10 protein-coding genes and 1 pseudogene are annotated in these 15,302 nt (G+C 68.6%); 7 read left to right on the plus strand and 4 right to left on the minus strand.

Annotation, left to right across the window (positions count from 1 at the left end; translation table 11 throughout):
- Window positions 1-54: 54 nt before the first annotated feature.
- Together SALPAC3_RS0106060 and SALPAC3_RS0106065 are read left to right on the plus strand one after the other, a co-directional pair.
- Window positions 55-1,866: a dynamin family protein gene (locus tag SALPAC3_RS0106060; RefSeq protein WP_018220374.1), complete on the plus strand. Its 1,812-nt coding sequence runs from the start codon at window positions 55-57 to the stop codon at window positions 1,864-1,866.
- Entirely contained in the window at window positions 1,863-3,368 is a 1,506-nt protein-coding gene (locus SALPAC3_RS0106065) for a dynamin family protein (protein ID WP_018220375.1), read from the plus strand. The genes SALPAC3_RS0106060 and SALPAC3_RS0106065 overlap by 4 nt, the downstream gene beginning before the upstream one ends.
- Window positions 3,369-3,373: 5 nt before the next feature.
- Here the strand turns inward: SALPAC3_RS0106065 and SALPAC3_RS0106070 are convergent, their stop codons facing one another.
- Window positions 3,374-3,994, minus strand: coding sequence for a hypothetical protein (locus SALPAC3_RS0106070; protein WP_026185278.1), 621 nt, complete (start codon window positions 3,992-3,994; stop codon window positions 3,374-3,376).
- A 166-nt stretch (window positions 3,995-4,160) separates the two neighbouring features.
- Between SALPAC3_RS0106070 and SALPAC3_RS0106075 the strand changes: the two genes are divergently transcribed.
- From SALPAC3_RS0106075 to SALPAC3_RS0106085, 3 genes are all read left to right on the plus strand, one after another.
- Window positions 4,161-6,092 carry an Hsp70 family protein gene (locus SALPAC3_RS0106075; RefSeq protein ID WP_232430467.1) on the plus strand — a complete coding sequence of 644 codons (1,932 nt, stop codon included), beginning with the start codon at window positions 4,161-4,163 and terminating at the stop codon, window positions 6,090-6,092.
- Window positions 6,093-6,098: 6 nt separating this feature from the next.
- The gene (locus SALPAC3_RS0106080; RefSeq protein ID WP_026185280.1) at window positions 6,099-8,510 is read left to right on the plus strand and encodes a helix-turn-helix transcriptional regulator; all 2,412 of its coding nucleotides are present in this window, start codon (window positions 6,099-6,101) and stop codon (window positions 8,508-8,510) included.
- Between the two features lie 152 nt (window positions 8,511-8,662).
- The gene (locus tag SALPAC3_RS0106085) at window positions 8,663-9,649 is read left to right on the plus strand and encodes a hypothetical protein (protein WP_018220378.1); all 987 of its coding nucleotides are present in this window, start codon (window positions 8,663-8,665) and stop codon (window positions 9,647-9,649) included.
- Between the two features lie 314 nt (window positions 9,650-9,963).
- On the opposite strand, the pseudogene SALPAC3_RS0106090 reads toward SALPAC3_RS0106085, so the two are convergent.
- Window positions 9,964-10,767 (minus strand): annotated as a pseudogene (locus SALPAC3_RS0106090) (lytic polysaccharide monooxygenase); the annotation flags it as partial.
- A gap of 492 nt (window positions 10,768-11,259) precedes the next feature.
- Here SALPAC3_RS0106090 and SALPAC3_RS0106095 point away from each other — a divergent pair.
- On the plus strand, window positions 11,260-12,759 hold the full coding sequence (locus tag SALPAC3_RS0106095; RefSeq protein ID WP_018220380.1) for a SulP family inorganic anion transporter: 1,500 nt from the start codon (window positions 11,260-11,262) through the stop codon (window positions 12,757-12,759).
- Complete coding sequence (locus SALPAC3_RS0106100) at window positions 12,759-13,211, plus strand: MerR family transcriptional regulator (RefSeq protein ID WP_026185281.1); 453 nt, start codon at window positions 12,759-12,761, stop codon at window positions 13,209-13,211. The genes SALPAC3_RS0106095 and SALPAC3_RS0106100 overlap by 1 nt, the downstream gene beginning before the upstream one ends.
- Before the next feature lie 76 nt (window positions 13,212-13,287).
- Here SALPAC3_RS0106100 and SALPAC3_RS0106105 read toward each other — a convergent pair whose 3' ends face one another.
- Together SALPAC3_RS0106105 and SALPAC3_RS0106110 are read right to left on the minus strand one after the other, a co-directional pair.
- Window positions 13,288-14,127 (minus strand): SAM-dependent methyltransferase, encoded by an 840-nt coding sequence (locus SALPAC3_RS0106105; RefSeq protein ID WP_026185282.1) that lies wholly within the window; start codon window positions 14,125-14,127, stop codon window positions 13,288-13,290.
- Between the two features lie 198 nt (window positions 14,128-14,325).
- Complete coding sequence (locus SALPAC3_RS0106110) at window positions 14,326-15,297, minus strand: ABC transporter substrate-binding protein (protein ID WP_018220383.1); 972 nt, start codon at window positions 15,295-15,297, stop codon at window positions 14,326-14,328.
- Window positions 15,298-15,302: the final 5 nt, after the last annotated feature.

The raw sequence follows: 15,302 nt of genomic DNA on the forward strand, positions 1-15,302 counted from the left end.
CCCAGGGCGCCTGCCGTTTTGGCAGGCGCCTGGGGGCACGAGGAGAGCACGACGATGACGGCATCGGAGACGGCAGCGACGGGCGTGATCGAACGGACAGCGCAACTGGTGGACCACGCCCTGCGTGCCTGTGAGGCTTACCAACGCGCAGACCTCGCCACCCGGCTGCGGCAGGCCCGGCGCCGCCTGTACGCCACCGACGTGCACGTGGTGGTGGTCGGCGAGTTCAAGAAGGGGAAGAGCTCCCTGGTGAACGCGCTGGTCGGCACTGATCTGTGCCCGGTCAACGACGGTCCTGCCACCGCGGTTCCCACCCAGGTGCGCTATGGCGAACAGGTGGCCGCGGTGTTGCTGCGCGAGGGTGAACCGCCGGCACGGGAACCGATCGCGCTGGAGGACATCCGCGGACACGTGGTGGAGACCGATGCCGGGTCTGGTTCCACGCCGCCACGCGCGATCGAGGTGAGCCTGCCCCGCAGGCTGCTCGCCGGTGGCCTGGTCCTGGTCGACACGCCCGGCGTGGGTGGCCTCAACTCCGCCCACGCGACGGCCAGCCTGGCGGCGACCTCGATGGCCAACGCGGTCGTCTTCGTCACGGACGCGTCGCAGGAGCTGACCCGCACCGAGGTCGACATCCTGTACCAGGTGCGGGAGTTGTGTCCCACCGTCATCTGCGTCATGACGAAGACCGACTTCTATCCGGCCTGGCGCAGGGTCCGCGACCTCAACCAACGGCACGTCGGCACCGACTTCCCGATAGTGGCGGTGTCCTCGACGCTGCGGTCCCGTGCGGTAGCTGTCGGAGACAAGGACCTCAACCGCGAGTCCGGCTTCGGGGACCTGGTCACGTTTGTCGCCGACCGGGTTGGCGCGTCGGCGGCGAAGCGTCTGGCGGCCGAGTGCGCCGCGGACGTCGCGAATGCGATGGATCAGATCAGCGCCCAGTTCCGGGCCGAACGGGCGACGCTGGCTGACCCGGATGCCGCTCAACAAATCATCGACGACCTCGCCGCCACCCGAGCCCAGACCGAAGCCCTGCGAGGCGCCGCGGCCCGGTGGAGCCAGACGCTCAATGACGGAATTCTCGACCTGACCGCGGATGTCGATCATGATTTGCGCAGCCGGATACGACAGGTGGTCGAGGACTCGGACGACATGATCGCCGACATCGACCCGGCCGACTCGTGGGACTCGGTGGAGACATGGCTACAGTCGCGAATCGCCGCCGAGGCCCTGGCGAACTACACCATGCTGCGCGACCGCGCTGAGGAACTCAGCTGGGAGGTTGCCGACCACTTCCGGAAGGCATCCGGAACGGCGCTCGAACAGCTCGCCGTCCACGACCCGAGCCGGCTGACGGCCCAGGCCGGCGAGCACAAGGATCTCGACCTGACCAAGATGAAGGTCGGAAAGCAGGCCATGGTGGCATTGAAGAACGCGTACACCGGCGGTCTGATGTTCACGATGCTCGGCAGCCTGCTGGGACTGGGCCTGGGACCGATCGGGCTCGGCATCGGGCTCATCATGGGTCACAAGGGTCTGCGCGACGAAAAGAAGCGCCAGCTGCAGAACCGGCGCAACCAGGCGAAGAACTCGGTGCGGCGCTACTGCGACGAGGTCAACTTCGTCGTCGGAAAGGACTCCCGGGACACGCTGCGCCGAATCCAGCGACAGCTGCGCGACCACTATGCCGCCCTGGCCGAGGATCTCAACAAGTCCACCGCCGAGGCGCTGAGGGCCGCCACCGACGCGGCAAAGACCACCAAGACCAACCGGGCGGCCCGCCTGCGGGACCTCGATGCGGAGCTGGCTCGACTGGCGAAGGTGCGGCAGCTGGCCGGTGCGATCACGGAGGGTACGGCATGACCAGGCCGATCCCCACGAACCTGCTGGACCGCACCCGCGCGGCGCTGAACCGCGCGATAGGTGTCTATCGTGGCACAGCGGACGAGCCGCAGCTGACCGCGATCCGCGACCGCCTCGACGAGCCGCTGCGGGTGGCCATCGCCGGCCGGGTGAAGGCCGGCAAGTCGACGCTGCTCAACGCCCTGGTCGGAGAACGACTGGCGCCGACCGACACGGGCGAGTGCACCCGCGTCGTGACCTGGTACGCCGACGGCCACACCTACCGAGTCACCGCGCACGTCGCTGACCAACCTCCAGCGCAACTGCGGTTCAGCCGTGACGACGGCGCGATCGAGATCGACCTCGCTGGCCGGGCACCGGAGGAGATCGACCACCTCACCGTGACCTGGCCCTCGCAGGCCCTGAGAACCACCACGCTGGTCGACACCCCCGGCATCGGATCCCTGACCGATCGGGTGTCCCGACGGTCCTGGGAACTGCTCGCCGCCGACGGCGCGGCGGAGGAAGCGATGCCAACCGACGCGGTGCTCTATCTCATGCGGCACGTCCACGCCTCCGATATGGAATTTCTCAAGGCTTTTCGGGACAGTGAGGTGTCTCAGCCCAATCCGATAAACGCTATCGGTGTCCTGTCCCGCGCCGATGAGATCGGGGTCGGCCGGATCGATTCGATGGCGTCGGCGCAACGCATTGCCGCACACCTGACAATGGACCCGAGAATCCGACGGATGGTGCAGACCGTCGTACCCGTTGCCGGCTTGTTGGCCGAGACTGCGGCGACGCTCACCGAGGCCGAGATGGAGCGGCTGCGACGCATCGCGAAGCTGGCGCCCCGCGATGTCGAGGCGCTGCTGCTGTCCGCCGACCGGTTCCGAGAATCGATGCCGGAACTGGGGCTGACCCTGATCGAGCGAGACGTGCTGCTGGAGCGGTTCGGCCTCTACGGCCTACGACTGGCGGCGGCGATAATCCGACAACGAGTGGCGCGGACCGCCGCCGAGCTGGCCCGGGAGCTGTCGGAGCGAAGTGGCCTGGTCGAGCTCAGGGCGGTGCTCAACTCACTGTTCTTCGCACGGCGCGACGTGCTCAAGAGCCGATCGGCACTGCTGGCCATTGACGCCCTCACCCGCACCCGCCCCGCACCGGGTAGCGAGGCGACCGCGGCCGAGGTGGAGGAGATCTTGGCTGGCGCGCACCCCTTCAGCGAGCTGCGGGTGCTGACCTCGGTGCGGGCTGGCTGGGTCACCGGCAAGCCCGCCGTCATTGACGACTTGGAGCGGCTCATCGGCGGTCAGGGTGTTGCGCCGCACGTCCGGGTGGGTCTGGAGCCGGACGCGTCGCCGCAGGAACTGACGTCGGCGGTCCACGCCGCGCTCGAACGTTGGCAGATCCGGAGCGAAAGCCCGATGACCAGCCGTGAGATGGCGATTGCGGGCCGGATCGCCGTCCGCTCCTGCGAGGGGATGCTTGCCGCACTGACCGGCGGCGGCCGGGGCGAATGAACCGGTCAGACACTGTCACCGTCGAATTCGTCGCCCAGCCACGGCTCGTCTGGTTGCTGGGCGCCGTCGACCCTGGCCAGTTCGTGCACCGATTGGCCGGCCCCGCCGATATCCGCGAGGGGTGCCGTAACAATCACTGCCACGCCCACCGGGTCGGTGTCCAGGCCGTGGTCGTGTTCCTCCCCGGCACTCACCTGCGCACCGAGACCGAAGGCCAGGTCGGGGGAGGCATCCGGGTCGCTGCCCGGCTCGGACCACGGCTCACCTTCGACAACATCGTTCGTAATCGGATCGCTGGACCCGGCAGCGGGATCGCCGTCCAGGTCCGCCATCGGATCACCGCCGTCGACAGTCGGTGCGGTAGCCAACAGGTCCAGACCAGAGCCCCCAGTCGTGTTCGTGTCGCCGAAGCCGCGGTGAGCCATGACTGTCGGGGCGATGTGTTCCGCAAGAGCCGGGTCCGCCACGTCGGCGTAGTGGGAAACCGCCTCGTTGACGAGGTCGGCGGGCAGTCCAGGGTGGCCGTGGACACCGATGAAGGCGTCCGGGTCGGAGGCGTACTCCTGCCGGGCGTTCTCGTTGCCGGCGAGGTCACCGAGCGCGTCGAGAAGTCTGCCCGAATCCATGTCACCCACGGTAGGGATCGTGCCACCGATACCGCAGCGGGGAGATCCCCGATCGACCCCCTAATCGTCGCGGATGGCGGTGGTGACTGACCGCGACGCACGAGCTGTGAACAGATCCCCGCGCAGCACCGACGGTGTCAGGCCGCGAAGCGCGAAGCGTGGGGTGGTGAACCTGCAGGGCGCACACGCTGGAGTAGAGATGTACGTGTTGGGAATTGATCTGGGAACCACCTACACTGCTGCGGCAACGTGGCGGGAGGGGCGGGCGGAAATCGCCCCGCTGGGTACCCGAGCCGCGGTGATCCCGTCGGTGGTGTTGCTACGCGACGACGAGACCTTCCTGGTCGGTGAGACCGCCAGCAGGCGCGGGCTGACCGAGCCACGCCGAGTGGCGCGGGAGTTCAAACGCAGGTTCGGCGACACCACGCCGCTGCTGCTTGGCGGGGTACCGTACTCGCCAGAGGCGCTGATGGCCCGGCTGCTTCGGTCGGTTGTCAACGACGTGGTCCAGCGCGAGGGCGAGGCGCCGGCCAGGATATGCCTGTCGCATCCGGCGAACTGGGGACCTTACAAGACCGACATGCTGTGCCAGGCGGTGCAGCTGGCCAACATCGGGCAGCCGGTCGAGTACACCACCGAGCCGGTCGCCGCGGCTGTCTCGTACGCCCAGCAGGAACGAGTCGATCGGGGTGCCGCCCTGGCCGTGTACGACCTGGGTGGCGGCACGTTCGACGCGGCGGTGCTTCGGCACACCGGGGACGGGTTCGAGATTCTTGGCCAGCCCGAGGGAATCGAGCGGCTCGGCGGTATCGACTTCGACGCGGCGGTGTTCGCTCATGTGGCGGCCGCGATCGGCGGGAAGCTCGCGGTGCTGGACGACGACGACCCGACCGCGATCGCGGCCGTGGCCCGGTTGCGCGGCGAGTGCGTCGAGGCCAAGGAGGCGCTGTCTGCTGATACCGACGTGTCCATCCCGGTGATGTTGCCGAACCTGTCCACCGAGGTCCGCCTGACCCGGGCCGAACTGGAGGCATTGGTACGCCCGGCGCTCTACGATTCCATTGAGGCGATGCGCCGGGCGCTGGTGTCGGCTGGAGTCACGCCAGATGACCTACATTCGGTCCTGTTGGTCGGCGGCTCGTCCCGGATGCCACTGGTCGCGCAGATGGTCGGCGCCGAGTTGGGCCGTCCAGTGGCGGTGGACACCCACCCGAAGCATGCGGTCGCGCTCGGCGCGGCCTGGCTCGCTGCGGGTGGGCTTGCCCGCGCGGCAGGCAGCCGGACGCCTGCACCCCGGCAGGCACCAGCGCAGGTGTCGGCAACGCCCTTGGCCACACCGACCGCAGCTGTCCATCGGGCCGATATCTCGGCGACGGCCGCCATCCCGAGGAACAGGGACGCGGCAGCACCGCTGGTCCGCGGAGCGGCGGCTGTCAGCGGTGGCCGACGTGGCCGGACCCGGCATTCCGACACCGACCGGCCCTCGAACACGAAGAAGCTGTCGGCCAGCCCGGGCCGGTCTCGGTCGCTGACCATCGGCGCCGCGGCCCTCGCTCTGGTGCTGGCACTTGCCGGCGCCGGATACACGATGTTCGGCCACAACGATGCCCCTCCGACAGATCAGGGTGCGACGGTGGCGGCAGTGGCGACAGGTATTCCCAGCGAGGCGGCGCCCCCCGTGGACGAGCAGTGCACCGAGACGATTCGCGCCAACAAACGGTGGGCGTGTCTGACCGCAGCGGTCTTCGACGGTTCCGCCCTCACTCTCCAGGGCGATGTCGGTGTCCCGGAGGGCACGGCCCTGGACGTCAACGGCGGTTTCCATCTGCACATCTTCGGCAGCGATGGCGTCAGCCCGGACCCCGCTGTCATGGGCGCCCACGCCACCGACCAGGAGCAGTGGTACGTCGAGGACAAGCTTCCGTCCGTCGCCACCTGGGGTGATGGCCGGTGGAAAGCGATCGCTTCCTACGCACCTCCTGGTCAGACACTGCCAGACAAGGTGTGTGTGCGGATCGCGGTTGACTGGCACGGGTTGGTCAAGGACACCAACGGCGGGTACGAGACGGGGAACTGCACACCGATCACCGAAGGTTGAGCCGGGGTGCAGGCCCAAGGTCAGATGACCAACCCGGGCGCCGATGCCACGACCGTGATCGTGGGTGTCGACGGTGCCGGACGGAGCCGGCGGATTCGTGATCTCGCCGCCGCACTCGACCGTCCCGTGCGCTGGGTGGCCCTACCCAGCAGTGATGCGGATCTCGACCTGGTGTTGACCGACGCCCGGGCTGCGGGCGCCGTGGTGATCGTCGACGATGCTCACCACGGGCAACCGTCCAGCTGGCGCGCCCTGGCCGAGGCCGCGCGCGCTGGCCAGGCGATGCTGATCGCACGGCGGCCGGTGATCCGCGCCGCGGAGCTGGCCGACCTGGACCAGGTCGTCGCGGCGGCCGGCATGGTCGACCAGCTCGGGCCGTTGGACGCCGCCGGTGTCGCCGCGGTCGTCACCGAGGCGGGCGTACTTGAGCCCGACGAGGACACGATCGAGGAGATCCGCACCGCATCGGGTGGGATGGCCGCGGTAGCCGCTTCCCTCGCCACCGCGACGTCCGGGGGCTCGATCGCCACCGCGACGTCCAGGGGCTCGGTCCCCGCCGCACTGCGGGCCCGGGTACAGCGCCGCCTCGCGGGCCTTCCCGCCGACGGCACGGCAGTTACCCAGGTGCTTGCGCTACTACTGGACGTCCCGGACTCCGTGGTTGCCCGGGCCGCTGGGGTGACCTTGGCGACGGTCGCGGATACCAGCAACGTCCTGCAGGAACTTGGCATGATCGCGCCTGGTTCGGCTTCGGTGATTCCGGCCGTCGCAGCGGCGATCCTGACCGACCTACCAGTGGTGGTGCGGCGGCAGTTGCAGGACCGGGTGGCCACCGCCCTCCTGGACTCGGGCGCTGACCCGCTGCTGGTCTCGGTTCAGCTGCGGCGGGCACGTGTCCAGACACCCACGGCAGCGGTCGCCTACACGCATGCCGCTGATCACCTGCGATTTCGCGATCCCGGTGCTGCGGTGTCCTGGTACGACGCCGCGGTCGAGGCGGGCGCACAGCCGGCGGCTGTGGACCTGGGCCGGGCCGAGGCGGCCACCCAGCTCGGGATACCGGTGGACCTGACCGGCGTCAGTGGTGATCCGGCACGGTTGGCCATCGTGGGGGCCGCGATCGCCGCGCAACAGGGACGATGGGACAGAGCAGCAGAGGCACTGGCCGACGCCGACCAGCCAGGTGCGGCCCTGGCCGCCGTGGCCTGGGCCGCGACTGGGCAACCCGAACGTGCTGGTCATGCCGCCCGTCGTGCCCGCACCAAGCCCAGCGGACGGACGCCGGAGGCCCTCGCCCGGCTGGCCGAGGCCGCGGCGGGCCTCGCCAAGCCGGAGGCCATGTTGCCCCTGCTGATCGAGTCTGCCGAGGCCGCGCAGCGCACGCCACCCGACGTCGTGTTGCCCGACTCGCCGCACGCGCTCGGCGCCCTCGTCGCCGGGCTGACCGGTGATGTTTCCACCGCAGAACGACTACTCCTCGCCGGGTTGGCCGCGGGCGTGGGTGGCCCGGTGACCGCCCACCGACATCAACTGCTCCTGGCGTTCACTCGGATGCGAGCCGGCCGCTACGACAGTGCGGCTGCGGAGCTGGCGCCAGGGCCGGATCCAACTGCCCGGGATCAACTGCTCGCCGCCGCACTCGCGGCGGGGATGGCCCGCCGTAGTGGTGACGTGGCGCGAATGCGCGAGGCATGGAACGGGGTGGAGGCGCAGCTGGCCCGACGCGCGGTGGACCTTTTCGCGATCGAGGTCCTGGAGGAGCTTGTGGTAACGGCGGCGCGGCTGCGCCAGATGGTGCGGGCTCGGCCCGTGATGGACGTACTCGACGATGTCGTCGCACGCGCCGGCGATCCGCCGACGTGGGTTGTCGCCGTGGGCTGGATTCGGGTTCAGGTCGCCGTCGCCCTCGAGGATGCGGCTACGGCCGCCACGGTGGCCACTGAGCTGGCCACGGCAGCTACCCTCGCCGGGCCACGCCAGCGTGCGCAGGGCGCCGCCGCACTGGCCTGGGCCGATGTGCTTGCGGGCAAGGTGGATGTCGACCGCGTCTGCTCGGTCGCTGGGGACCTGGCGACCAACCAGCTGCCCTGGGATGCCTCACGGCTGGTGGGCCAGGCCGCGATTCGCACCACGGATGCGACGGCGGCACGGCGAATGTTGGAGCACGCGCGGGGCTTGTCTGCCGCGGAGGTCGGCGGAGGCGAGCAGCGCGGGCGGGCTGGGGTGCTGTCCGAACGCGAGATTACGGTCGGCCGCATGGTGCTCGAGGGACGCACCCAACGGGAGATCGGATCCCAACTGTACCTGTCACCGAAGACAGTCGAACACCATGTGGCGCGGATGCGGACCAAACTGGACGCGTCCAGCCGGGCCGAGTTTCTCGCCGCCCTGCGGAAACACCCGGGGGTTGTCGCCTGAGCGGCGACCGTACTTGTCCGTGGGCCGGCTGGCAGCAGCCCCTATTGCCAGAGCGGGCCCGCGGGGGTTTCCCCGATGTCACCGTCAGGGCTCCGCCGGCAGTGTAGGGCTATGCCGGGGCCGACCGGCCGCGGCCAGACAGGGAGCAGACGATGAGCGTTGATGTTAGTGAACTCTTTCGGGACTTCTTTTCCAGGGTCTTCGGTGACCGCGAAGTCGCGGAGAACTTCGTGGCCGACCCGGAGAGCGTGCTCGCAGCAGAGGGCATTGCCGACGCCGACCTCTCCGGGGTCAACGTCGCCCAGGTCGCCGCGGTCGTCGCTCAGGAGTCGGCGCTACCACCGGAAACCAAGGACGCGGTTGCGCAACTCGCCGCTGGTGGTGGGGGCGGTGGAGAGCAGAACTCGGGCGACGGCGGGCCGGCGACAGATGGTGGGCAGCCGCCCCTGGAACAGATCGTGCAGACCGTTACCGAGCTGGTCACTGTCGTGCACCAGGATATCGACCAGTCGACGAGCTTCTTCGACCAGTCAACGACCATCGACAACTCAGTGGACGTAGACGTGGACGGCGCCAACGCAAGTGTCGTCACCACGGGTGACGGCTCCCAGGTCATCGGCGGCGACAACGACGGTCAGGCCAACACCGGCGATGGAGCCGTCCTCGCCGGTGATGACGTGGGAAACGTCAACACGGGCGAGAACAGCGGGGTCGTCGGCGATGGCGACAACACCTTCGGCGACGGCAATATCGACTTTGGCGGAGGCAACGACCTCGCGAACCTGAACTTCGGTTCGGGCGTTCAGGACCAGTCATCCAACTCGATCGACAACTCGATCAACAACTCCGACCTGTCACAGAACAGCTCCATCGACAACTCCAACAACGAACAGTCGATCGAAAACAACATCACCACCGATATCGACAACTCGGTCAACGACTCGAACAACGAGGACTCGAACAACTCGATCGACGCCGAATTCAACGAGGACTCGAACAACTCGATCGACGCCGACCTCAATAACGTCGCCAACAGCTTCGATACTGAACTCGACACGGCGCCTGTCCCGGCGTTCGCCCCCCAGGATGCACTCGCACTCAACGCCGACGACAACACTGACGAGCCAGCGGCTCTCTGAGGCGGGCATGCGACTGGTGAGGTCCCCGGCGGTTGGCCAGGTCGGGGACTCCGTCGGTCGCGTGTCTCGTCGGCCTGCTGGCCTCCGCCCCCGTTGACTAACCCCTCGACGGGGACGGCCAACCGAATCCGGTCCTGCACCGCGCGTTCTGCCGTCCGGCGCAGCCCGCCAGCAGCGCGGCGGTGGCAAGCAGGGCGACCAGTAGCAGCCGTCGTACGGCCTACTCCCTTCGGGTCACGGGGCGCCGACTCGCGGCCGGCCCGCACCGGCCGGGTGTTCCCACCACGGCCGGTACGGCCACGCCCGTTCGCTCAGATTCGGATCCACAGCGACGGCACGTGCGGCGGCTCCCACCCGGGTGTCGCGGTGTGCGCCTGCCGAGCCCGGTAGCTCACCCCGTCGTACGTCACCTCGTCACCGACCTGGTAGACGGTGCCGACCTGCCAGCTTCCCGGCGCGGGAGTCCCGGTCGAGGTCGGAGACGGCGTACCGGTCGGGGTCGGTGCGGCGGTGCCCGTCGGTGAGGCCGTCGGCGTCGGCGTCGGCGTCGGCGTCGGCGTCGGCGTCGGCGTCGGCGTCGGCGTCGGCGTCGGCGTCGGCGAAGAGCTACCGTCGATATTCACGTCGATGCAGGAGTAGAACGCCATTGGAGTATCGGCGATGTTCCACACCGCGAGGACCTTCTGCCGGCCTACGTAGTCGCCCAGGTCGACCGGGTGCGAGAGCGTGGACGGCGGCTGCACGCCGCCACCGTCGAAGGTGGCCAACAGCTCGTCGCCGATGAAGTACTCCCAGTTACTGGTCTTGTGCGGGGCGGTCTTGATCCAGTCGAAGGTGACCGACCGGCCGACCGTGGCCGCGGGCCAGGCCCGGCTCTCATCGTCGAGCACGGCGAACTCGGAGATGCCGCCACTGCAGCTCGTCAGGCCTTTTGGCCCTTCGACGCTCTGCGGCTCGAACGCGATGGGCCCACAGTCGGGTACCGAACCCTGGGCGCAGAGCGCCTGACGGCTGGGCGGTCCTGAAACGTAGCCATGCGCCTGGACGGGTGCGGCGACGGCCATCGTGGCCGTGACAGCTCCCATCGTCATCAATGGCAGGACGAAGCGCTTTCGCATGGTACAACTCCCTCGGATATCTTCGACTCCGAAGGGCGCCACGCTAGCCACAGGCCGCCTGAACAGCAATAACAGCCCGCGTTCTTCCAGCTTTTCTGGCACCGGATCAGATCACATGTCTGCTTTTTCAGGGCGCCTGATTCGTCGGCCGGATAGGCGGACAGCACCGGATGCACGATTTCCGTAGACCAAGGTATGTCGTCGGCCTAATGCGCCTGGCACCCGAGCCTGTCCGGACGGGCCGCCCCGGGGGCAGACCCGGTCCACCGTGATGATCATCACGGCGTGCCGACTCTCCCCTCACCGAAGGGTAGGGTTCGACCCCGGTCGTCGAGGTGCGGCTGCTGGCCCCTCACGGCCGTCGCCGGGCAACGTTGCCTGGAATGGTCCGGATTGTCCGACCGGAAATGCTGTGTACGAACTTCGCCATGTCCCGAGCGGGATCCGGCGACACGTGTGCGCCCCCGCGCACACCCGAGCGGAAACGGCTGTATGTCTTCTGAACTGCCCGCGGTCACCCGGCCGCGCCTGTCCCGCCCGTCCTGGCTGACACCGAAGGTTCTACGTACCGAGGTGCTGGCCGGTCTGGTCGTCGCCCTGGCGCTGATCCCCGAGGCGATCAGCTTCTCGATCCTCGCCGGGGTCGACCCCCGCGTCGGGCTGTTCGCCTCCTTCACCATGGCGGTCGTCATCGCGATCTGCGGCGGCCGACCGGCGATGATCTCCGCGGCGACCGGGGCGATCGCTCTGGTCGTGGCGCCGCTGGCGAAGGAGCACGGGCTGGACTACCTGATCGCCGCGGTCATCCTCGGCGGTATCTTCCAGGTGCTGCTGGCCCTACTCGGGGTCGCGAAACTGATGCGGTTCATCCCCCGCAGCGTGATGGTCGGCTTCGTCAACGCGCTGGCCATCCTCATCTTCTCCGCCCAGGTGCCGTATCTGCTCGGGGTGCCGTGGCTGGTCTACCCGCTGGTCGGCCTGGCCCTGGCGATCATGATCGGGCTACCCCGGATCACTCGGGCCGTACCCGCCCCGCTGGTGACGATCATCGTCCTGACCGGGATCACCGTCACCGCTGGCATCGCCGTACCGACCGTCGGCGACCAGGGTGAGCTGCCCAACAGCCTGCCCACCCTCGGGCTGCCGCAGATCCCGTGGACCGCCGACACCCTGGCCCTGATCGCTCCGTACGCCCTCGGCATCGCGCTGGTCGGGCTGATGGAGTCGCTGATGACCGCCAAGCTGGTGGACGACATCACCGACACCCACTCCAACAAGACCCGCGAGTCCTGGGGACAGGGCGTCGCCAACATCGTCACCGGCTTCTTCGGCGGCATGGGTGGCTGCGCGATGATCGGTCAAACGATGATCAACGTCAAGGCGTCTGGCGCGCGGACCCGGCTGTCGACCTTCCTCTCCGGCGTGTTCCTGCTCATTTTGGTGGTCAGCCTGGGTGACGTGGTCGCCGCGATCCCGATGGCGGGCCTGGTCGCCGTGATGATCATCGTCTCGGTCTCGACGTTCGACTGGCACTCGGTGGCCCCGGCCACGCTGAAGCGGATGCCCTGGGGCGAGACGCTGGTCATGGTCGCCACCGTCGCCACGACCCTGGTCACCCACAATCTCGCCATCGGCGTGGTCATCGGCGTCCTCACCGCCATGGTCATCTTCGCCAACCGGGTCGCGCACCTGGTCGAGGTCACCAGCGTGCTGGACCCCGACGGCCGGAGCCGCATCTACTCGGTGCACGGCGAGTTGTTCTTCGCCGCCAGCAACGACCTGGTCTACCAGTTCGACTACGCCAACGACCCGCAGCACGTGGTGATCGACATGACCCACGCCCACGTCTGGGATGCCTCATCGGTCGCGGCGCTGGACGCGATCACCACCAAGTACGCGGCTCGCGGCAAGACCGTGGAGATCATCGAACTGAACCAGCCCAGTGCCGCTATCCACGGCAACCTGGCCGGCACCCTCGGCGGGGGCCACTGATGCCCGGCTCGGTGCCCGGTGGTCCCGCACCCAGGGCCACCGGGCGCCCAACCGGCGCCAGGCCGCTGATGCGAATCGGCGCGGTGGCCGAGCGGGTCGGGCTGAGCATCCGCACCATCCGCCACTACGAGGACGCCGGGCTGATCATCCCGTCGGCGCGCAGCGAGGGCGGCTTCCGCCTCTACACCGACGCCGACCTGGAGCGTCTCGCGGTGGTCAAGCGGATGAAACCGCTCGGGTTCAGCCTCGACGAGATGCGGGCGCTGCTCGCCGTCCTGGACGCCCTGGTCACTGCCGGTGCCGCCGACCGGCCCGCCCTGCTCGACCGGCTCGGCCTCTTCCACACCGTCGCTGCCACCCGGGTGGAGACGCTACGCGAACAGCTCCGCACCGCGGAGGGCTTCGCCGGTGCCCTGCGCCACCAGCTCGACCAACACCGGGCTCACCACTGACCCGGGGCGGGGTCGGACCGGACGGAACCGGCCCGTTCGGCCGCGGTGGCGCTGCTGGTCCGGGTGGCGCTGCTGGTCAGGGCTTGCGGGCAACCCCGCAGTAGCCGTCCACGACCTTCGGGGAGCCGTTCTCCGGCCGCCAGCGCCCCAGTGGCACGACACCCGGCTCGACCAGGTCAAGGCCGTCGAAGAAGGCGGTGAAGTCGGCGACCTCGCGCAGGTGGTACGGTGCCGCACCGCTCTCGTTGTACTGCCGGTGGGACTCGATCACCCGCTCACTGGTGGCCGTGCCGTCGGACATCGCCAGGAAGCTGCCCGCCGGCAGGGACGAGACCAGCGCGCGTACGGCGTCCCGCGCCTGGGCGGGATCCGCGACGTGGCCCATCACCCCCAACATCATCAAGCCGACCGGCTCACTGAGGTCCAGCGTCGCCCGGGCCTCCCGGATGACCCGTTCCGCATCGTGCAGGTCGGCGTTGAGGTACTGGGTGGCACCCGCCGGGTCGCTGGTCAGCAGCACCCGGGCGTGCGCGAGAACCATCGGATCGTTGTCGACGTAGACGACGCGGGTCGGCGGGGCGATCCGTTGGGCGACCTGGTGGGTGTTGTCGGCGGTCGGCAGGCCGGTGCCGACATCGAGGAACTGGCGGATGCCCGCCTCGGCGGCGAGATAGGTCACCGCCTGCCGCAGGAACACCCGGGAGTAGCGAGCGGCCTCGACGATCTCCGGGAAGACCGCTCGAACCTGGTCGCCGGCCGCCCGGTCGGACGCGAAGTTGTCCTTGCCGCCCAACCAGTAGTTCCACACCCGCGCCGAGTGCGGCACCGACACATCCAACGTGGAGGGAACGGCTCCGGTCCGCCGCGGGCCGGTTTGCTGCTCGGCAATCTGCTGCTCGGCCTGGTTCTGCGACACGTCAACCCCCCGGTTGTCAGCTACGCCAACGGTCAGGCCGTAGCGTAGCGACACCAGGGCCCTTCCGTGGTACCGCGAATCCATGCCAGCGGACGGCGATCCGGGGAGAGCTGCCCAGCGGCAGCCGGTCGAGAAACAGCTGTGCGGTGGCGCCGGTGTGTTACCGGCGCCACCGCACAGGGTGTTACGAAATATGTGTCAGCTCTGCGGCAGCCAGGCCTCAACCTTGTCCTGGTTGGCCTCGACCCACTTCTCAGCCGCCTCCTCCGGCGACATGTTGTCCTGGGCGATGTACCGGGCCACCAGGTTCTGGTCCTCGTTGGTCCAGTTGAAGTTGTCGACCAGCTGGTAGGCGGGTCCGTTGGCGTCGGCGAACGACTTGCTCACGATCTTGTCGAGGTCGTACACCGGGTAGTCGCAGGCGACCTTCTCCGGGTCGGCGTCGCAGCCCTCCTGGTACTCGGGCAGGTCCACCTTCACCAGTTCGACCTCGGAGAGGAACCACTGCGGGTCGTAGAAGTAGCCGAGCACCGGCTCCTTCTTCTCCTCCGCCTGACGGAACGCCTGGATCAGGGCCGGCTCACTGCCCGCGTAGACCACGTTGTAGTCCAGCCCCAGGTTCTTGACCAGCGCTTCGTCGTTGGTGACGAAGGACGGGTCACCGTCGAGCAGCTGTCCCTTGCCGCCGGACTCCGTGGTCTCGAAGAGGGAGGCGTACTTGTTCAGGTTGTTCCAGTCGGTGATGTCGGGGTACTCCTCGGCCATCCATGGCGGCACGTACCAACCGATGACCCCCTCGACACCGGTCGAACCGGCGCTCACCGCGGTCTTCTGATCCTCGATGTACTTCTGCCTGAGGTCGTCGTGGCCCCAGTTCTCCACGATCGCGTCCACCTGGCCGGTGCCGAAGCCCTGCCAGGCGATCTCCTCCTTGAGGTCCTTCTTGACGACCTTGCAGCCGAGTTCGGTCTCGGCGACGTGGGCGATGACGGCCGCGTTCGCCTCGTACCCGACCCAGGGGTTGATCGCGATGGTGAAGGTGCCGCAGTCACCCGAGTCGGCGGCATCCGTCGACTCGATCTTGGAACCACCGCACGCGGTGAGCGTGAGAGCCGCCACCGTGGACAGCGAGACGCCCGCCAGGACCCTCTTGTTGACAATGGATCTCATTTACT

Origin of the sequence: Salinispora pacifica DSM 45544, assembly GCF_000378845.1 — a bacterium.
GTDB classification, from domain to species: Bacteria; Actinomycetota; Actinomycetes; order Mycobacteriales; family Micromonosporaceae; genus Micromonospora; species Micromonospora pacifica.

Excerpts from the sequence above, each read along its gene's own strand:
- SALPAC3_RS0106060 (WP_018220374.1), top strand. The coding sequence starts at position 55 with ATGACGGCATCGGAGACGGCAGCGACGGGCGTGATCGAACGGACAGCG.
- SALPAC3_RS0106095 (WP_018220380.1), top strand. The coding sequence starts at position 11,260 with ATGTCTTCTGAACTGCCCGCGGTCACCCGGCCGCGCCTGTCCCGCCCG.
- SALPAC3_RS0106070 (WP_026185278.1), bottom strand. The coding sequence starts at position 3,994 with ATGGATTCGGGCAGACTTCTCGACGCGCTCGGTGACCTCGCCGGCAAC.
- SALPAC3_RS0106085 (WP_018220378.1), top strand. The coding sequence starts at position 8,663 with ATGAGCGTTGATGTTAGTGAACTCTTTCGGGACTTCTTTTCCAGGGTC.
- SALPAC3_RS0106110 (WP_018220383.1), bottom strand. The coding sequence starts at position 15,297 with ATGAGATCCATTGTCAACAAGAGGGTCCTGGCGGGCGTCTCGCTGTCC.
- SALPAC3_RS0106100 (WP_026185281.1), top strand. The coding sequence starts at position 12,759 with ATGCCCGGCTCGGTGCCCGGTGGTCCCGCACCCAGGGCCACCGGGCGC.
- SALPAC3_RS0106065 (WP_018220375.1), top strand. The coding sequence starts at position 1,863 with ATGACCAGGCCGATCCCCACGAACCTGCTGGACCGCACCCGCGCGGCG.